This window comes from Massilia rhizosphaerae (genome assembly GCF_016093545.1).
Lineage (GTDB): Bacteria > Pseudomonadota > Gammaproteobacteria > Burkholderiales > Burkholderiaceae_D > Telluria > Telluria rhizosphaerae.
Window position 1 is genome coordinate 63,026 of record NZ_JADKYX010000012.1, and the last position, 18,426, is coordinate 81,451.

The 18,426-nt window shown below is 65.8% G+C and carries 20 protein-coding genes; 11 read left to right on the forward strand and 9 right to left on the reverse strand.

Going from position 1 to position 18,426, the window contains the following annotated elements:
- The first annotated feature begins 7 nt into the window (after window positions 1-7).
- Window positions 8-661 carry a glutathione S-transferase family protein gene (locus tag ISF28_RS17865; protein WP_198118531.1) on the forward strand — a complete coding sequence of 218 codons (654 nt, stop codon included), beginning with the start codon at window positions 8-10 and terminating at the stop codon, window positions 659-661.
- On the opposite strand, the gene ISF28_RS17870 is transcribed toward ISF28_RS17865, so the two are convergent.
- A complete protein-coding gene (locus ISF28_RS17870) occupies window positions 633-1,127 on the reverse strand; it encodes a hypothetical protein (RefSeq protein ID WP_198118532.1) in 495 nt (164 codons plus the stop codon). The two genes, ISF28_RS17865 and ISF28_RS17870, sit on opposite strands and share 29 nt — an antisense overlap.
- A gap of 41 nt (window positions 1,128-1,168) precedes the next feature.
- On the opposite strand from ISF28_RS17870, the gene ISF28_RS17875 reads away from it, so the two are divergent.
- The 4 genes from ISF28_RS17875 (at window position 1,169) to ISF28_RS17890 (ending at window position 5,859) form a co-directional block, all read left to right on the forward strand.
- Window positions 1,169-2,479, forward strand: a complete 1,311-nt coding sequence (locus ISF28_RS17875) for an SDR family oxidoreductase (protein ID WP_198118533.1) — start codon at window positions 1,169-1,171, stop codon at window positions 2,477-2,479.
- Entirely contained in the window at window positions 2,479-2,943 is a 465-nt protein-coding gene (locus tag ISF28_RS17880) for a DUF2269 family protein (RefSeq protein WP_198118534.1), read from the forward strand. The genes ISF28_RS17875 and ISF28_RS17880 overlap by 1 nt, the downstream gene beginning before the upstream one ends.
- Before the next feature lie 43 nt (window positions 2,944-2,986).
- Window positions 2,987-4,741 carry a DUF885 domain-containing protein gene (locus ISF28_RS17885; protein ID WP_198118535.1) on the forward strand — a complete coding sequence of 585 codons (1,755 nt, stop codon included), beginning with the start codon at window positions 2,987-2,989 and terminating at the stop codon, window positions 4,739-4,741.
- A 101-nt stretch (window positions 4,742-4,842) separates the two neighbouring features.
- A complete protein-coding gene (locus tag ISF28_RS17890; protein WP_198118536.1) occupies window positions 4,843-5,859 on the forward strand; it encodes a zinc-dependent alcohol dehydrogenase family protein in 1,017 nt (338 codons plus the stop codon).
- 4 nt (window positions 5,860-5,863) lie between these two features.
- Here the strand turns inward: ISF28_RS17890 and ISF28_RS17895 are convergent, their stop codons facing one another.
- Window positions 5,864-6,637, reverse strand: a complete 774-nt coding sequence (locus ISF28_RS17895; RefSeq protein WP_198118537.1) for a glutaminyl-peptide cyclotransferase — start codon at window positions 6,635-6,637, stop codon at window positions 5,864-5,866.
- Window positions 6,638-6,722: 85 nt separating this feature from the next.
- Between ISF28_RS17895 and ISF28_RS17900 the strand changes: the two genes are divergently transcribed.
- The gene (locus ISF28_RS17900) at window positions 6,723-7,154 is read left to right on the forward strand and encodes a DUF7684 family protein (protein ID WP_198118538.1); all 432 of its coding nucleotides are present in this window, start codon (window positions 6,723-6,725) and stop codon (window positions 7,152-7,154) included.
- A gap of 7 nt (window positions 7,155-7,161) precedes the next feature.
- On the opposite strand, the gene ISF28_RS17905 is transcribed toward ISF28_RS17900, so the two are convergent.
- A complete protein-coding gene (locus ISF28_RS17905; RefSeq protein WP_198118539.1) occupies window positions 7,162-8,223 on the reverse strand; it encodes an NAD(P)H-dependent flavin oxidoreductase in 1,062 nt (353 codons plus the stop codon).
- 173 nt (window positions 8,224-8,396) lie between these two features.
- On the opposite strand from ISF28_RS17905, the gene ISF28_RS17910 reads away from it, so the two are divergent.
- Window positions 8,397-9,386 (forward strand): XdhC family protein, encoded by a 990-nt coding sequence (locus ISF28_RS17910; protein WP_198118540.1) that lies wholly within the window; start codon window positions 8,397-8,399, stop codon window positions 9,384-9,386.
- Here the strand turns inward: ISF28_RS17910 and ISF28_RS17915 are convergent.
- The gene (locus ISF28_RS17915; protein WP_198118541.1) at window positions 9,383-10,000 is read right to left on the reverse strand and encodes a LysE/ArgO family amino acid transporter; all 618 of its coding nucleotides are present in this window, start codon (window positions 9,998-10,000) and stop codon (window positions 9,383-9,385) included. The two genes, ISF28_RS17910 and ISF28_RS17915, sit on opposite strands and share 4 nt — an antisense overlap.
- Before the next feature lie 106 nt (window positions 10,001-10,106).
- Between ISF28_RS17915 and ISF28_RS17920 the strand changes: the two genes are divergently transcribed.
- The gene (locus tag ISF28_RS17920) at window positions 10,107-11,000 is read left to right on the forward strand and encodes a LysR family transcriptional regulator ArgP (protein ID WP_198118542.1); all 894 of its coding nucleotides are present in this window, start codon (window positions 10,107-10,109) and stop codon (window positions 10,998-11,000) included.
- Between the two features lie 163 nt (window positions 11,001-11,163).
- Entirely contained in the window at window positions 11,164-11,808 is a 645-nt protein-coding gene (locus tag ISF28_RS17925; protein WP_198118543.1) for a beta/gamma-crystallin, read from the forward strand.
- Window positions 11,809-11,818: 10 nt separating this feature from the next.
- On the opposite strand, the gene ISF28_RS17930 is transcribed toward ISF28_RS17925, so the two are convergent.
- The 5 genes from ISF28_RS17930 to modA all read right to left on the reverse strand — a co-directional run bounded on the left by ISF28_RS17930 (window position 11,819) and on the right by modA (window position 16,257).
- Window positions 11,819-13,165 (reverse strand): type II toxin-antitoxin system HipA family toxin, encoded by a 1,347-nt coding sequence (locus tag ISF28_RS17930; protein ID WP_198118544.1) that lies wholly within the window; start codon window positions 13,163-13,165, stop codon window positions 11,819-11,821.
- A 2-nt stretch (window positions 13,166-13,167) separates the two neighbouring features.
- Entirely contained in the window at window positions 13,168-13,431 is a 264-nt protein-coding gene (locus ISF28_RS17935) for a helix-turn-helix domain-containing protein (RefSeq protein WP_198118545.1), read from the reverse strand.
- Between the two features lie 192 nt (window positions 13,432-13,623).
- Window positions 13,624-14,700, reverse strand: a complete 1,077-nt coding sequence (gene modC, locus ISF28_RS17940) for a molybdenum ABC transporter ATP-binding protein (protein ID WP_198118546.1) — start codon at window positions 14,698-14,700, stop codon at window positions 13,624-13,626.
- Entirely contained in the window at window positions 14,697-15,377 is a 681-nt protein-coding gene (gene modB / locus ISF28_RS17945) for a molybdate ABC transporter permease subunit (RefSeq protein ID WP_198118547.1), read from the reverse strand. Before modB ends, modC begins: the two co-directional genes overlap by 4 nt.
- Before the next feature lie 139 nt (window positions 15,378-15,516).
- A complete protein-coding gene (gene modA / locus ISF28_RS17950) occupies window positions 15,517-16,257 on the reverse strand; it encodes a molybdate ABC transporter substrate-binding protein (protein WP_198118548.1) in 741 nt (246 codons plus the stop codon).
- A 106-nt stretch (window positions 16,258-16,363) separates the two neighbouring features.
- On the opposite strand from modA, the gene ISF28_RS17955 reads away from it, so the two are divergent.
- Window positions 16,364-17,131: a TOBE domain-containing protein gene (locus tag ISF28_RS17955; RefSeq protein WP_229519183.1), complete on the forward strand. Its 768-nt coding sequence runs from the start codon at window positions 16,364-16,366 to the stop codon at window positions 17,129-17,131.
- Window positions 17,132-17,268: 137 nt separating this feature from the next.
- Window positions 17,269-18,372, forward strand: coding sequence for a TIGR03118 family protein (locus ISF28_RS17960; RefSeq protein ID WP_198118550.1), 1,104 nt, complete (start codon window positions 17,269-17,271; stop codon window positions 18,370-18,372).
- Window positions 18,373-18,426: the final 54 nt, after the last annotated feature.

The following is an 18,426-nucleotide window of genomic DNA, read 5'->3' on the forward strand; positions in this document are numbered from 1 at the left end:
GACAAACATGACCATCACGATCACCGCCTTCGAACGCTCGCCCGACGGCGGCAAAGGCCTCGCGCGCGACACGCGCGTGCGCTGGGCGCTGGAAGAAGCGGGGCTGCCGTATGACGTGCGCCTCGTGTCGTTCCGCGCGATGAAGGAGCCGGCGCACCTGGCGCTGCATCCGTTCGGCCAGATTCCGACCTATGAAGACGATGGCCTCGTCCTGTTCGAGACGGGCGCGATCGTCCTCTACATCGCCCAGCACTACCAGGGCTTGCTGCCGGACGACGAGCACGCCCGGGCCCGCGCCGTCGCGTGGATGTTTGCCGCAGTCAACACGGTGGAGCCGCCGATCCTGGAACTCGTCACGGCCCGGATCTTCGAAGGCGACAAGCCCTGGAGCAAGGAGCGTATCCCGCTCGTCGAGGACCGCGTGCGCGACCGCATGACGCAGCTGGCGGCGCACCTGGGCGATGCCGACTGGCTCGACGGCGCGTTCAGCGCGGGCGACCTCATGATGGTGTCGGTGCTGCTGCGGCTGCGGCCATCCGGCATCCTGGACGAGTTCCCGGTGCTGGCCGCCTACGTGGCCCGCGGCGAGGCGCGGCCCGCGTACCAGCGCGCGTTCGCCGCGCAGCTGGCGATCAACGCGCCGCACCCTCCCCATCCCTGACGGCACGGCGGCACGCCATGGCGCCGAGCGCCAGGCCGATCCCGAAGGCGCCGTAGACGACGGCCAGCGACGGCCGCGACAAATGGACCTCGAAGCCGGGCTGGAAGCGCTTGGGCGTAAGTTCGTAGTCGGCGAAGCAGGCGACGGCCGATGCGGCGGTCGCCACGCCGAGCGTCAGCGCGGGTTCCTTGCGGTCGAGCAGGCGGCCGCACAGGCGCTCGAACAGCACCGACCAGAACATCGCGCTGCCGTGATGGATCAGGTAGCCGGGCACCGTGTGGCGCACGCTCGGCGCGAATTCGCGCAACGCTTCGTCGCCGTAGATCCAGTGGCTGACCGCGTTGGTGGACGCGTACGCGCTGCCGGTCTCGCGGCGGCCGAGCAGGGCCAGCGCCGCGGTCGACAGCAGGCTGGACGTCGCGCCGCCGACAAGGCCGCGCCTGAATGCCGTGTTCCATGATTCCATGAGATCCTCTGGAATGTGTGCCGTTCGGAGAAAGGAAAGACATGCGGATCCTGCTCACGGGAGCAAGCGGATTCATTGGGCAACACCTGCTGCACGCGCTGCTGGCGGAAGGCCACGACGTCGTGTGCGCGGTGCGGCATCCGCAGCGGCGCGGCGCGCTGCCGGATCACCCGCGCCTGACCGCGATCCACGCCGACTTCGCCCACGATACCGACAAATCCGTCTGGCTGGCGCGCCTTACCGGCGTGGAAGCCGTGATCAATACCGTCGGCATCTTCCGCGAACGCGGCACCCAGACGTTCGCGAACCTGCACACCCGCACGCCACGCGCCCTGTTCGCCGCCTGCGCGGAATCGGACGACGTGCATATGGTCGTGCAACTGTCCGCGCTGGGCGCCGACGCGCAGGCCGACACCGCGTACCACCTGTCGAAGAAGGCCGCCGACGACTATCTCGCCACGCTGCCGGTCCGCGCCGTCATCGTGCAGCCGTCGCTCGTGTACGGCACGGGCGGCGCCAGCGCGCGCGTGTTCAAGGCGATGGCGTCGCTGCCGTTCGTGGCGCGCCTGGGCGATTCGCCGCAGCTGGTGCAGCCGATCCATGTCGACGACGTCGTCGCCGCCATCGCGACCCTGCTGCGCCAGCGGCTGCATGCGGACAAGGCCGATGGCGGGACCGTGCGCCGCATCGCCCTCGTCGGCCCGCAGGCGCTGCCCTTCGTCGACTACCTCGCCGCCCTGCGCCGCGCGCTGGGGATGAACCGGCTGCGCGTGCTGCCGCTGCCGGGAAGCGTCGCGCGCCTGCTCGCGCGCGTAGGCGCCTGGCTGCCCGGCGCCCTGCTCGATCCGGACGCGCTGCGCATGCTCGACCGGGGTAGCACGGCCGATCCCGGCCCCACGATGCGCCTGCTGGGACGCCCGCCCCGCCCCATCGCCTCGTTCGTCGTCGATCCGGACGCCGAACGGGCGCGCGCGAAACTGGACTGGCTGCTGCCCGTGCTGCGGCTGGCCATCGCCTTCGTGTGGATCGCCACCGCCATCGTCTCGGCGTTCGTGTACCCGCTTGGGGCCAGCTACGACCTGCTCGCGCGCACCGGCATCCCGCCGCACCTGCGGCCGTTGATGCTGTACGGCGCGGCGCTGTTCGACCTTGTGATGGGAGTTTGCACGCTGTTCCTGCGCCGGCGCCGCTGGCTGTGGCGCTTGCAGTTCGCGCTGATCGGCTTTTATACGATCGTGATCGCGTGGCGGCTGCCCGAATTCCTGGTCCACCCGTACGGCCCGTTGACGAAGAACGTGCCGATGCTGGCCGCGATCTGGCTGTTGTACGAACTCGAAAAAGAGGAAGCTTGATGGATTACCTTGTCGTGAAATGGCTGCACATCCTGTCGTCGACCTTCCTGTTCGGCACGGGCCTCGGGTCGGCCTGGTACATGTTGTTCGCGAACGTGAGCCGCGACGTGCGCGCGATCGCCGTCGTCAGCAGATACGTCGTGATCGCGGACTGGCTGTTCACGGCGACGACGGCCGTCATCCAGCCCGCCACGGGTTTCTACATGGCGCACCTGGCCGGCTATCCGCTGCACAGCCGCTGGATCATGTGGTCGGTGACGCTGTACGTGATGGCGGGCGCCTGCTGGCTGCCCGTCGTGTGGCTGCAGATGCGCCTGCGCGACCTGGCGGCGAGCGCCGCGCGCGACGGCACGCCGCTGCCGCCGCGCTACTGGACCTATTTCCGCACTTGGGTGGCGCTCGGCGTGCCCGCGTTCATCGCGTTCGTCTTCATCTTCTGGTTCATGGTGGCCAAGCCGATTTAGAATTATTTCTTCGCCGCCCAGCGGCACTATCTACAAAGGCTGCATGATGATTCGTCTCGGTCTCGCCCTCCTGTTCGCATCCGGCGCCGTCTGCGCCGCACCCGCCTGGGTCGCGCGCAGCGACGCCTACACCCGGCCGGTATTGCAGGACACCGGTAAATACCAGCCGGAGGAATCCACGGAGCTGGGCGACGAAAGCTTCGACACCCAGGTCGCCGACTTCAAGCCGCACGTCTACGAGCGCGCGCTGGCCGACACGGAAAAACGCCTGGCCGATCTGCGCCGCGAACGCGCGCAAGAAAAGGACGTGAAGGTGCGCCAGGATCTCGACATCCTGATCGACTCGCGCGAAAAAGCCATCGCCACCATGAAGCTCGAGCACCGCTACCTGCTCGATTACACCAACGTCGGCGAACTGGTGTACGGCGGCCTGCGCGCCCTGCTCGACCCGCGTAACAAGCCGGCGCGCCAGAAGCTGGCCCTGGTGCGCCTGAAGCGCTACGCCGGCCGGGAAGCGGGCTACACGCCGATCGCGACGCTCGTGCGCGCCCGCGGCGAGGAACGGCTCGCCGACAAATCGCTGATCGGCCCGTACGTGCGCGAAGTCGAGGAAGGCCTGAACAACAACGCGACCTACATGAACGGCATCGCGGACTTATTCAAGAAGGCCCACGTCACCGGCTGGGAAAGCGACTTCGCCGCGCTCAAGGCCCAGGTCAAGGACTACGACGACTGGGTCCGCACCCGCATCCTGCCGCGCACGCGCAAGGAAGTGCGCCTGCCGGAAGCGATCTACGTGAACCGCCTGGCCAACGTCGGCGTCGACATCGCGCCCGAGCAGATGATCGAGCGCGCCGGCTTCGACTTCCAGGAAGTGCGCGACGAGATGCAGGTCGTGGCCAATACCATCGCCGCGCGCAACCACCTGCCGTCGTCCGACTACCACGACGTGATCCGCGAACTGAAAAAGACGTCGATCGCGCCCGACCAGCTGCTGCCCTACTACCGCGAGCGCCTGAAGGATATCGAAGGCATCATCCGCGCGCACGACCTCGTGACCTTGCCGGCGCGCGAAGCCAACATCCGCACGGCCACGCCGGCCGAATCGGCGCAGACGCCGGCGCCGTTCATGAACCCGCCGCGCCTGATCGGCAACACGGGAGAATACGGCGAATTCGTGATCCCGCTGGGGAACCCGAACGCGAAGTCGAAGGAGAAAATGAACGACTTCGACTTCGCCGCCGCGTCCTGGGGCGTGACCGCGCACGAGGCGCGTCCGGGCCACGAGCTGCAGTTCGCGTCGATGGTGGAGCAAGGCATGTCGGTGGCGCGCGCCCGCTTCGCCTTCAACAGCACCAACGTCGAGGGCTGGGGCCTGTATTCGGAGGCGACGATCCTGCCCTACATGCCGCCGGAAGGCCAGCTCGTGGCGCTGCAATTGCGCCTGCTGCGCATGGCCCGCGCCATGCTCGACCCGCTGATCAACCTGGGACGCATGACGCCGGAACAGGGCAAGCAATTCCTGATGAAGGAGGTGATGCTGTCCGAACCGTTCGCGCAATCGGAAGTCGACCGCTATTCGTACCGCATGCCGGGCCAGGCGACCGCGTACTACTACGGCTACGTGAAGCTGCGCGCGCTGAAGACGCTGGCCGAGATCGCGCTGGGCGACCGCTTCAACCTGAAAGCCTTCAACGACTTCATCATCGCCCAAGGCATCCTGCCGCCCGCGCTGATGAAACAGGCGGTGCTGGAGGAATTCATTCCGGCGCAGCAGGGCAAAATCGCGGCCAAGTAAGCCTGCGGCGGTTTTTCATGGGTGCGCCGCCTCATCGCAGGTTGCGGCGACAATAACGTCCCGCCCTTCGTGGGCGGCCGTTCAACCGATGGAGGACAGCGATGCGGGCTTACCAGATCTTACCCGGCGATGGCATCGACGGGCTGCAATGCGTGGATTTTCCTCACCGTGAGCTGGGCAACGGCGAAGTGCGCATCCGCGTGCATGCCGTCTCGCTGAACTACCGCGACCTGATGGTCGCCGGCGGCAACTACCTCGTCACCGTCGACGACCCCATCATCCCCTGCTCGGACGGCGCCGGCGAAGTCGTCGCGACCGGCCCCGGCGTCACGCGCGTGCAGATCGGCGACCGCGTCACGGCCTCGTTCTTCCCGTACTGGCACGACGGCCCGACCGGTCCCGACAAGATCCGCCATTCGCTGGGCGGCGACGTCGACGGCATGCTGGCGGAAGAAGTCGTGCTGGACCAGGAGGCCCTGGTGAAAATTCCGGCGAAGATGAGCTTCGTCGACGCGGCCACGCTGCCCTGCGCCGGCGTGACGGCGTGGAATGCCATCTTCGAGTCCAGCAACGGCGTCAAGCCGGGCGACACGGTGCTGCTGCTGGGGACGGGCGGCGTCAGCATCCTCGGCCTGCAGCTCGCGCACGCGGCGGGGCTGAACGCGATCGTCACCTCGTCCAGCGACGCCAAGCTGCAGCGCGCCAGGGAGCTCGGCGCGCGCCACGTCATCAACTACCGCACGACGCCGGAATGGCAGGAAGAGGTGCTGCGCGTGACGAACGGCGCGGGCGCGGACGTGGTGCTGGAAGTGGGCGGCCAGGAGACCGTGAACCGCTCGATCGCGTCCGCCGCGATGGGCGGCACCATCGCGGTCATCGGCGGCGTCAGCGGCTTCGGGGGCGAGGTCAACCCGGCGACCCTGCTGGCCGGCGCCAAGCGGCTCGTCGGCATCTTCGTCGGCAGCCGCGCGATGCTGGAAAAGGTGGTGCGCTTTGCCGACGCGACCGGGCTGCAGCCGGTCGTCGACCGCGTGTTCACGTTCGACCAGGCGCGCGAGGCGTACCGGCACATGGCGTCCGGGTCGCATTTCGGCAAGGTCGTGATCGCGGTGACGTGACGCTTCAAGGCCGCTGGATGGGGATCAGCTCGATCTCGAACAGCTTCGGCCACAGCTTGCCCGTCACGTACAGGCGATGGTGCTTCGGTTCGTACGCGATGCCGTTCAGGACCGCGTCCGGATCCGTCGTCCCGCGCTGGTCCGGCGGCAGCAGGCCCGTGCAATCGATCCAGCCGACGACGTTGCCGGTCTGCGGATCGATGCGCGCGATGACGTCCGTGCCCCAGACGTTGGCGAAGATCTGGCCGTCGACGATCTCCAGTTCGTTGAGCCGGATGAGCGGCTTGCCGTCGGCCGTCACGTGGATGCGGCGCTGCTCGTCCAGCGTCTTCGGGTCGAGGACGCGGATCTCGGCCGAGCCGTCGCTCATGTAGACGTGGTGCGCGTCGCTGGCCAGGCCCCAGCCTTCGCCCTTGTAGTTGAAGCGGCCCTTCAGGGCAAAGGTCTTCGCGTCGAACAGAAAGCCGACGTTCGACTGCCACGTCAGGTTGACGATGGTGTCGCCGACGGCCGTGGAACCTTCGCCGAAGTACTCGTCCGCCAGGTCTTTCTTTTGCAGGACCTTGCCCGTCTTGAGGTCGACCTTGCGCAGCGACGAGCGCCCTTTCTGGCCCGTGGTTTCGTACAGCTGGCCGTCCTTGAAGAACAGGCCTTGCGTGAACGCCTGCGGATCGTGCGGATAGGTGTTCTTGACGAAGAAACCGTACAAGGGGATGGCGGCGTGGGCGGCGCCGACGGACGCTGCGGCGACGAGCGCGAGGGAAGCAAGGATTTTCATGGGACTCCACGGTGCACGATAGTTATGCAGGATGGTAACGCAGCCGGGCCCGCGCGGTTGACACAACCGGTGGTAAGCTGGCGCCATGCAAAGAACGACCATCACCTATCTGCACCTGCCGCCCGACGCCGACCTCCCCGACCTGGGCAGCCGCCCACCGTTCCTCGCCATCGTGCTGGCCGAGGACGAGGTCGCGGAAATGTGGTTGTGGGACGTGGCGCGCTGGCTCGTCGCGTCCGGCGCGCGCTATGTGCAGGCCTGGGGCAAGGATGCCGAGGCCTGGCTTGACGCGGTCGACGACGCGGCGCTGGAAGCCGTCGACTACGAGGACGTACCCGACGAGAACCGGGTCTTGAGCGCCGCGCACGATCCCGCCGACGAGGACATCGAGGAAGTGTTCTGGTTCGCCAAACACCGCGCCGCGCATCCCGTGCTCCCCCTCGACGCGGTGCTCATCGTGCATATCGCCCAGGCGCCGCGCAAGGAAGAGATCGAAACGGCGTACGCGGACGCGTAAATCACGTTCAGCGCGCCCGCGCCAGCTCCTCGCCCAGCACACGCACCAGCTCCGCCGCCGGCAGCGCGCGCGCCAGCGGAAAACCCTGGCCGGCCCAGTTGACCGTGAAATCGTGGTTGCCGGCTTTGGTCGCCGCCGCGTTCAGCGCCTTCACGGCATCGTAGGCGATCGGATAATCGGGCAGCGGCGGATGGCCGGGCGCGCCGATCTCGCTGAACAGGCGGTTCACGAGGCCGCGGGCGGGACGCCCGGACACGACGTCCGTCACGGCCGAGATCACGCCCTCCCCCGCCTGCATCAGCGCGCGGTGGTGCGGCGTCGCCGACGATTCCGGGCACAGGATGAACCCGGTGCCCATCTGGACGGCGCTCGCGCCCAGGCGCAGCGCGGCCGCGATGCCGTTGCCGTTCATGACGCCGCCGGCCGCGATCACCGGAATGCGGACGGCGCCGGCCACCAGTTCCGTCAGCGCGAACGTGCCGATGGCCGGATCGCCGCGCTCGGGATCGAACAGCCCGCGGTGGCCGCCGGCCTCGTAGCCCTGCGCGACGACGGCGTCGATGCCGGCCGCCTCCACCTGGCGCGCTTCCGCCACGGACGTCGCGCTGGCCAGCAGCACGATGCCGGCATCCTTCAATGCCTCGATGCGGCGCGCGTCCGGCAGGCCGAAGTGAAAGCTGACGACGGCCGGCCGCGCCTCCAGCAGCACGGCCAGCATGGGATCGTCGTCCACGAAGCTGCGATAGATCTCGTGCAGGGCGGCCGGCGGCCGGGCGCCGTTGGCGGCGAAATGCGGCGACAAATAATCGAGCCAGGCCGCCTCGCGCGCGGCGTCGGCCTGCGCGGGTCGGTGGCAGAACACGTTGACGTTGAACGGCCGGTCGGTCAGGCGGCGCACGTCGGCGATGGCGGCGCGGCCCTGCTCGGCGTTGCCGGCGCCGACCGAGATCGAGCCGAGCGCGCCCGCGCCGGACACGGCCGCGGCCAGCGCCGCCGTCGAGACGCCGGCCATCGGCGCCTGGATGACGGGCAGGTCGATGCGCAGCATGGACAGCAAGTCTGGTTTCATGGTGGTCTCCAACTCTGGTCGCAGTCCGACGAGTATAGCGCCGCCGGAGACTTAAACGATATAAACCGTTTCCGCTTGCCGTATTGACGGACCGCTCCGGCGTTTTTGCGTTAGGATGCACGCTGCCCGCCCGCGGGCTTGCGGGTTATCGTTTGGCAACGGAAGGAAAGGCAATGGACAGTATCGACCTCGAAGTGCTGCACGCCTGCGACCAGTGGCTGCGCGCCGGCTGGCGCTGCGAGTACGTGACGGTCGTGCGGACGTGGGGATCGAGCCCGCGGCCGGAAGGCGCCACGATGGCGATCCGCGCGGACGGCGTCGTCGTCGGCTCGGTCTCCGGCGGCTGCATCGAGGACGACCTGATCGCCGCCGTGCGCGAACGCGGCATCGTGCGCACGGCGCCGGAAGTCGTCACCTACGGCATCTCGGCCGACGAGGCGCACCGCTTCGGCCTGCCCTGCGGCGGCACGATCCAGCTCGTCGTCGAGCCGCTCGGCCCGCACAGCCGCATGGACGAATTGCTGGCCCTCGCCCAGCGCCGCGTGCTGACGCGGCGCACGCTGGATCTCGCCTCCGGCGCGGTCGAACTGGCGCCGGGCAAGGCCGACGAGCAGCTGCGCATGGACGGCGCCACGCTCGTCACGATCCACGGCCCGCGCCTGCGCATGCTGATCATCGGCGCCGGCCAGCTGTCGCAATTCCTGGCGCAGATCGCCGTCGGCCTCGAATACCAGGTGACCGTGTGCGACCCGAGAGAAGAATACCGCGCCAGCTGGAGCCTGACCGGCGTGGACGTCGTGCACGCGATGCCGGACGACGTCGTGCTGGACATGAAGCTGGACAGCCGCAGCGCCGTCATCGCCCTCACCCACGACCCCAAGCTGGACGACCTCGCGCTGATGGAAGCGCTCAGGACGGACGCCTTCTACGTCGGCGCCATCGGCTCGCGCGCCAACAACGCGCGGCGGCGCGAGCGCCTGCGCGAATTCGACCTCAGCGAGGCGCACATCGCGAAGCTGCACGGCCCCATCGGCCTGTACATCGGCAGCAAGACGCCGTACGAGATCGCCGTCTCCATCCTCGCCGAGCTGACCGCCGTGAAAAACGGCGTGCCGCTGCCGGCGCAGATGTCGGTCGAACACGGCAAGGCCCTCGCGGCCTAGCGCTCGAACAGCAGCAGCGCCGCCAGCACGAGCATCGTTGCCCCTGTAAAAGCTTCCACGGCGCGCCAGACGGCAGGCCGCGCCAGCACGAACGCGCAGCGGCGCGCGCCCAGTCCCAGCGCGGAAAACCACAAGAGCGACGCCGTCATCGCACCGGCCGCGAACGACACCCGGTGGCCGGCCGCGAGGCTGCTGCCGACCGCACCCAGGAGCACGACCGTGTCCAGGTAGACGTGCGGATTCAGCAGCGACATCGCCAGCACGATGCCCAGCGCGCGCGCCGCGGTGATGGCGGCCTGGCCGGCGCCCGCGTCCGGCGCCGCCGCCCCGCGCCAGCAGCTTGACAGGCAGCGCACGCCGTACCACAGCAGAAAGGCGGCGCCGCCCCAGCGGGCCGCCAGCAGCAGCGCGGGCGAATGTTCGATCAACGCGCCGAAGCCGGACATGCCCAGCGCGATGAGGACGACGTCAATGAGGATGCAGCAAGCGACCGTCAGGACGACGTGACGGCCTGCGACGCCGGTGCGGATCACGTGGGCATTCTGGGCGCCGATCGGCATGATCAGGCTGGCACCCATGCCGAGGCCTTGCAAAAAAACGGGTTGCGAAAACATGGACGGCTCCTGTTGTTATTGCGTAATTGCGGAGCAGCATGCCTGCCGGACGGCGCTTCATCAATTATATTAATGACTTCTAAAGTTAATTAAATTTGGCTAATTAATGACCATCGATCCGCGCCGCAGCGAGGCGTTCGTCGCCGCCGTCGACAGCGGCAGCCTGGAGCAGGCCGCCGTCCTGCTGAACGTGACGCCGTCCGCCATCTCCCAGCGCATCGCCGCGCTGGAGCACGACCTGGGCACGCCGCTGCTCGTGCGCGCCCGTCCCTGCCGGCCGACGGCGCCCGGCATGCGGCTGCTGCAATTCCTGCGCCGCCGCGCGCTGCTGGAAGACGAGTTCTTCGCGGAGCAGCAAAGCGATCCCGGCCCCGTGCGCGTGGCGCTGGCCGTCAACAACGACACCCTCGCCACATGGCTGCTGCCCGTGCTGGCGCCCGTGCTGATCGAGGAAGGCCTGCTCGTGGAATTCGTCACGGGCGACCAGCAACACACGTTCGCGCTGCTGGAACAGGGGCTCGCCCTTGCCTGCGTGTCGGGAGAGACGGAGCCGATGCGCGGCTGCACGGTCAGCCCGCTGGGCGTGATGCGCTACCGCATGGTGGCCGCCCCACAATTCGCCGCGCGCTGGTTCCCCGGCGGGATCACGCGCGAGACCGCGCGGCGCGCGCCAGTGATGGTCTTCGACCGCAACGACCGGTTGCAGACCGCGTTCCTGCTGCAGCACTTCGGTCTGCCGGAAGGGGCGTATCCGTTTCACTACGTGCCGTCCAGCGATCCGTACGTGCAGGCGATCCGCCTGGGCCTCGGCTACGGCCTGCTGCCGCTGGAACAGTGCGCGGACATGCTGGCGGCCGGCGCCCTCGTCGACCTGACGCCGGACCGGTGCGTCGACGTGGCGCTGTACTGGCACGCCTGGCGCATCCAGCCGCCGCGCCTGGAACGCCTCGGCGCGGCGCTCGTCAAGGGCGCGCGTTCCGTGCTGCTGCCGCGATCCTGAACGACGGCGACGGGCACGGATCGGGTGACGGGCGTGGGAAATCTCCCGGAATGAAGGCGCGGCCACGTAAAACTTTGTTACAGGAAAGTGTCAGCCACCCACGGCAAGCCCGCGTTAATATCATAGGCGCCGGGAAAGGCGCACGATGACCCACGGAGATACCATGAAACGCCTGCTTGCCGCCGCCGCCGTGCTGGCCACTCTCACCCATGTCGCCTTCGCCGGCGAAGTCACGCTGTTCGCGGACAGCGATTTCAACGGGCAGCGCGTCACCATCGACCGCGACGCGCCGAACCTGCGCGACTTCGGCTTCAACGACCGCGCGTCGAGCGTCGTCGTCACGTCCGGCAGGTGGTTGCTGTGCGAGCACGCCAACTTCGGCGGTCGCTGCGCGGAGTTCGGTCCGGGCGAATATCGCCAGCTGCCGGGTTTTAACGATGCCGTCTCGTCGGTCCGCCAGATCGGCGGCGGCGGCCATGGGCGCTGGCGCGACCGCGACCATGACCGGGACGACGACCGGGATCATGATCGCGACGGTTGGCGCGGCGGCGACCGCGGCGGCCCGGACGTCCTGATGTTCGCGGGCCCGCGCTTCGAAGGCCAGCAAGTGGAACTGTCGCAGGACGTGCGCTCGCTGAACGACGTCGGCTTCAACGACCGCGCCACCTCGATCGTCATCCGCGAAGGCCGCTGGGAATTCTGCGAACACGCCGACTTCCGCGGCGAGTGCATCGTCCTGGGCCCGGGCCGCTACGACTTCCTCGACCGCATGAACAACCGCATCTCATCGATGCGCCGGCTGCGCTGAAAATTCGGGGTCAGGCTGCGGGCATGGCTTCCAGCTTGCGCGCTGCAGCGAGAAGGCCGCCTAGAATCTTGTCTGCGACTTTTTCCGAGAATCCAGCAGGCAGCGAGCCGCGGACCTTTTCCACCACGGCGGGCGTGCGGGCAATGAAATCGAGCAGTAGCGGCTCAGCATTCGCGCCGTAGCCGACCTCCTTCGCCGTGCTGTTGAAGTGTCGACGCTGGATGCCGTGCGCCAGATAGTGCCGGTTGTTTCCCAGTAGCGCCATCGCCATTTTGAGCTTACGTTCCGCCCATTGGTTCGGCCCGTTGCCGATGACAGGATAGGCGGACATGACATCATAGATGGGTGTCAGCTTGAAACGCCCCGTGCCGGCGAGTAGTTGAATGCTGAAGTTTTTGGCGTGGCCATCAGGAGCGCGCAGCATCCAGAAGAGCAGTTGCGAGGCCATGAGCGTATGCATGTCGGCTTCGGTCTGCTGCGATTGCTGCAACAGGGTGAACATCGCCTTCAAGCCAGGCCCGCCGTCACTTTCATATTTCAGTAATGGCGAGGTTCCAGTTGCCTGACAAAAGTCCTCCTGAACGAGCCGCAATAGCCGGTTACCGTTTTTCGATCGCACCCGGTCGAAACGTTCGACGACGAGCACTCGTTGGGAACCAAATGTCGCAATTTCGGCATTCGCCGTGGGTAGTCCGTATTCCTTGAATAGACGTAGGCAAAGCCACTCGTTATCGACCGAGGTGGTGAAGTCGGCCCTTTTTCCGCCTGCCAGTCCGATTGGGAGCTTGAAGATGTGCGTTGTCGGCGTAGCGCCACGCGGCTTCATCCACTGGCCATCCCACCACAGAAAGGCGTCTTTCTCTTGCGCGCCGGCCAGCGAAATTCGGAAGTCGTCGTCGGGGTCTTCCGGAGCACCGTGCCGTTCCGAGTTGACGACTTCAAGCAGGTGCCGCTCGATCGCCTCCTCATCGACAGCGATGCCGTCGACCTGTGCATGTCCTTCGGGTTCAACGCCTTCCGGCAGGAGCTGCAAGGCGCCGACGCAATCCCGACCAATGGCCTTCAGAAGGTCGAATGGTTCAAGAGAACCTGTCTTAAACCGAGCCGCGACACGTTTGAGAATGACGTCGCTGTCCGGCAGTAAGCCCGTGAAATAGTTCGAGACATTGACGCCTTTGAGCGGCTCGTTATGAATATTAAACGGTAACGACAGCGAAATCGGGCGTCCGAGTTTTGAGCCGCACCAGGCGTCGTCGTACACCAACTCCGAGTCTCCGCTCGCCTTGACCGTCCAACGGCCGACGTAATCCCCGTTGGCCCAGAGATGGAGAGTCTGGCTGTGCGAACGACGACCCACGATTACCACTCCGCCGAGCTGCTGTCCGCAGAAGTATCCTTCACGCCCAGGCGCAGCTCCAGCTCGAGTGCCGAACACCAGCTGAGCAGCTGCCTGATGCTGATTTCGTCGGGGTGTTTCTCCAAATGAGAGATACGATTCTGGCTCAAGCCGACGCGGCTCCCCACTGCGGCTTGCGTTAACTTGTGCCGCTTGCGGGTCGATACGAGCAGCTGACCGAGCTGTGGCGCGGTGACGAGAAGATGAGCAGTGGGTGCGAAAGGCATCTTTGAAATACCCGTAATTCAGATAAAAACATTTTAGCTGGAATTCGGATAAAGTCAATATATCTGAAGATCGGATAAACAAATTATATCCGAATACAGGATAATTCGACCGTCGCGTAGTTGAGAGCAAGGTGCGCCGACACCTCCTCCCAACAGAAAGTGGGATGCCGGGATTTCCTGACAGCCGCGAAATCAAATAAGCAAGGCCACTGCTTTTACTTGAGCCCAGACTTGATGACCTATCCGAATGTCGAGCGCTTTGCGGGAGCGTTCGGTGATGCGGGCAAGAAGCGGCGTCGTACCAAGGCGAAGCTGCACCAATACCTGAGCTGTACGATCGGTCGGGACAATGGCTGTGACGGTACCCCGGAAGAGGTTGAGAATGCTGGTTGCCTGGGGCTCCGCGAGCGCAAGGCTGACATCACGAGCATGGATTCGACAACGTAGCCGATGGCCGACCGGCTCCGGACGTCCGGCAACGTAAATCACGCCGCCGGCAAATTCGAGTCTCGTCAGGTCATCTGCTTCGTGTGCAGCAATCGTCGTCTCGATGACGACACCGGCATCGTCAGCAAACGCGTGCGGCAGGTCAGCGCGTGCAAGCGTTTCGGTCAGCGGTCCGCTGGCTACGGCCCGACCCGCATCAAGGAGCACAAGATGGTCGGCCAGGCGGGCCACTTCGTCCGGGGAGTGGCTGACATAGATGATGGGAATCGAAAGCTCATCGCGCAGCCGCTCCAGGTATGGCAGGATTTCCTGCTTGCGCTTAATGTCGAGCGCCGCCAGTGGCTCGTCCATGAGCAGCAGTTGTGGCGCCGTCAAGAGGGCCCGGGCAATCGCCACACGTTGGCGTTCACCACCTGAAAGACCTGCCGGCCGACGGTTCAACAGGCCACTGATACCCAACAGTTCGCTTATATCATCCGGTTTGAACTTGCGCGCAGACGCGGGAACACGTTTGTACCCGAAGAGGAGATTGCCTTCGACTGTCAGGTGCTCGAACAGGCTTGATTCCTGAAATACATAGCCTAGAGAGCGTTGGTGGGTTGGCACGAAGATGCCTCCGGCATCGTCCTGCCATACAGTATCTCCAAGCGCAAAATAGCCGCCAGGAGCGCGCTCGAGACCCGCCATCGCTCTAAGAACCGTAGTCTTGCCTGACCCTGAGTGACCGAACAATGCGGTGACGCCTCGACTGGGTAATGTGAGGTCTACGTTGAGATGAAACTTAGCGCGGTCGATACAAAAGGTTGCGCGAATCTGACTCATGCTTCGCGTCCTTTGACTGTTTGAGGCGTAAAGGTATAAAGGGTCAGCAGAATGAGAAAACTGAAGAGCAACATGCATCCGGCCAACCAGTGAGCTTGTGCGTATTCCAACGCGTCCACATGGTCGTAAATCTGGACTGAAACCACCCGGGTCTTGTCGGGGATATTACCGCCAATCATTAGTACAACTCCAAATTCCCCAACGGTATGAGCGAAGGCGAGGATGGCGCCGGTGAGAAATCCCGGCTTGGCGAGCGGTACGACGACCGACCAGAAGGTTGTCCAAGGGCCGGTTCGAAGGGTCGCAGCGACCTCGAGAGGACGGTCACCGATACCTTCGAAAGCGGTCCGTAACGGTTGCACCATGAACGGAATCGAGTAGAAGACAGAGGCAATGACCAGCCCAGGAAAGGTGAACGGCAAGTATCCTAGACCCAACGCGTCAGTAAGTTTGCCTGCCGGTCCATTTGGGCCCAGCAACAGGAGAAGGTAGAACCCCAGTACGGTTGGAGGGAGCACAAGTGGAAGCGCAACGATGGCCCCGAAGACGCCTTTCAATCTCGAGCGTGTCCTGGCCAACCACCAAGCGATGGGGGTGCCGACAAGCAGAAGTATCACTGTGACAAGACTGGCGAGTTTGAGGGTCAGCCAGATGGCACCGAAGTCACTTGCATCCATGAGTCGTAAGGTGGGATAAGATCCGGTTTTTCGTCATCTCGAAAAAACAATGACTTAGCTTGTCCATGTCGGCTGATCACGGTGGGGGCAGCACGAGGGGCAGGGCGGCGACAGCCCCCAGGGTCGGCGGCGTCCAACGTCACAGCGCGTAGCCGTACGAGCGGATGATGTCCCTGGCCTTGTCCGACTTGAGGTAGTCCGCCAGCGCCCTGGCGGCCGGATTGGCGCCGCCCTTGGCGAGGATGACGACGTCCTGGCGGATCGGGCCATGCAGCGTATCCGGCACGATCCAGCCCGAGCCCGACGTGAACTTGCCGTCGCGGACCACCTGCGACAGCGCGACGAAGCCCAGCGGCGCATTGCCCGTGCTGACGAACTGGTAGGTCTGGGCGATGTTCTCGCCCTGGACGAGCTTGTCCCGCAGGCGGCCGACCAGGTGCAGCCGGGTCAAGGTCTCGACGGCGGCCGCGCCGTACGGGGCCGTCTTGGGATTGGCGATCGCCAGGTGGGCAAAGTCTCTCGTCGCCAGGATGTGGCCCTGGCCGTCGACGTAGCCTGCCTGCGCGGACCACAACACCAGCTTGCCGGTCGCATACGTAAAACGGGTGCCGGGCACGGTGCGGTGTTCGGCCTCCAGCTTCGCCGGCGTCTTGTCGTCGGCCGCCAGCAGCACCTCGAATGGCGCGCCGTTGACGACCTGGGCGTAGAACTTGCCGGTGGCGCCGAAGGCCAGCACGGCCTTGTGGCCCGTGTCCTTTTCGAACGCCGCCGCGATCTTTTGCATGGGCGCCGCGAAGTTGGCGGCCACCGCCACCTGCACGTCGTCGGCCTGGGCGCTGCCCCATGCCACCAGCGCCAACAGGCCGGCAAGATGCTTCATGGTCGACTCCTGTCCATATCGTTATGTAGTAGAGTATATAACGGATCGAACAGGAGAAACAGTGATAGAAGAAAACGCAAGCTTCGGGCTGCAGGGATCCGTCTGGATGACGGTCGGCGATGAAAAATTCGGCGGCCCGGGGCGGGTCGAGCTGCTGGCCGCGATTGCGAGCACGGGATCGATCAGCCAGGCCGCGAAAGCCCTCGGCATCAGCTACAAGGGGGCGTGGGACGCGATCGACGCGATGAACAACCTGGCCGGCGAAACGCTGGTGGAACGCGTCACCGGCGGCAAGGGCGGCGGCGGCACGCGCCTGACGGCGCGCGGCGCGCAATTGATCAGGAACTTTCGCGCGATCGAACAACTCCACCGGCAATTCGTGGCGCAACTCAACGAGCAGGCCGGCAATCTGTCCGCCGACCTCACCCTGATCGGCAGACTGAACATGAAAACCAGCGCACGCAACCAATTCTTCGGCACGGTGTCCCGCGTCCAGCCCGGCGCCGTCAACGACGAAGTCGACATCGACATTGCCGGCGGCCACAAGATCGTCGCCATCGTCACGCGCGAGAGCACGGACAGCCTCGGGCTCGCGCCGGGCGCCCAGGCGTTCGTCCTGATCAAGGCCTCGTCCATCATCCTCATGACGGCAGCGGACGGCGCCCGCTTCTCGGCCCGCAATCGCCTCGAGGGAACGGTCGCGCGCCTGACGCCGGGGGCCGTGAACACCGAGGTCGTCCTCGACCTGGCGGGCGGCGGCACCATCGCCGCCATCATCACCAACGAGAGCGCGCGGGCGCTCGAGCTGGCCGAGGGGAAGACGGCCACGGCCATGTTCAAGGCGTCCAGCGTGATCGTCGGCGTGCCGGCGTAAGGTAGGAACATTACAAGTGCAGGCTCGTCCGCCATGCATCCCGGGTACATTTAGGATGGGTCAAATCCATCGCATTCTCTTCCGCGCAAGATCGGCAGACAGCGCGCTGCCTTCGAACGTTTACCGGAGAATGGAAAATGGAAAAGTTCTGTAAATTCCTGGCCTGTGTCGCGGGTTTCCTGACCTTGACGGCGGTATCCCCGGCATGGGCGGGCGACTTCTACCATCAACGCAACCTGGTATCGGACAGCGCCGCCGTGCCGGCGGAGCAACGCGATCCCAACCTCGTGAATGCCTGGGGCCTGGCATTCAATCCGTACGGCGTGGCCTGGGTCGCCGACAACCACACGGGCCTCGCGACCCTGTACAACGGCAACGGCAATCCGCAGCGCCTCGTCGTCACCGTCCCCGGTGCGGCAGGCGCCACCGGCAGCCCCACGGGCACCGCGTTCTACGGCGGATCCGGCTTCGTCGTCGCCAAGGGTGCCGCGTCCGGTCCCAGCCGCTTCCTGTTCGCGAGCGAGGACGGCGGCATCGCCGGCTGGGCGCCCAACGTCGATGCGACGCACGCCATCCGCGTGGTCGACAACGGCGCGCGCAATGCCGTCTACAAGGGCATCGCCCTCAGCGGCAACGGCCGCGGCACGCTGCTGTACGCCACCGACTTCCACAACGGCAAGATCGATGTGTACGACAGCAATTTCAAGCCCGTCTATTTGTCCGGCCATTTCCACGATCCCCAGCTGCCGGCCGGCTTTGCACCGTTCGGCATCCAGAACGTGGGCGGCGATCTTTACGTCACCTATGCCAAGCAGGATGCGGAACGCATGGATGACGTGCCGGGCCGGGGCCTGGGCTTCGTCGACGTGTTCGACCCGGACGGCCACCTGCTGCGCCGCCTCGTCACCGGCGGCGCGCTCAATGCGCCCTGGGGCGTCGCGCTGGCCCCCGCCAGTTTCGGCCGCTTCGGCAACCGCCTGCTGATCGGAAACTTCGGCGACGGCCTGATCAACGCCTACGACCCCGCCACCGGCACATGGCTGGGCCGCCTGAAGGCGCCGCGCGGCAAGGCGATCCACATCGATGGCTTATGGGGCATCGCGTTCGGCAACGGCGTCAATGATCAACCGATCGACACCCTGTTCTTCGCCGCCGGCCCGAACGACGAAAACCACGGGCTGTATGGCCGGATCGACGTGGCGCCCGGCGACGAGCACGACGACACGCCGGACACGCAGTAGGGCACGCGCGGATGGCGTGCCGCCGTGCGCGTTCCATCTGAGTAAATCGCGCAC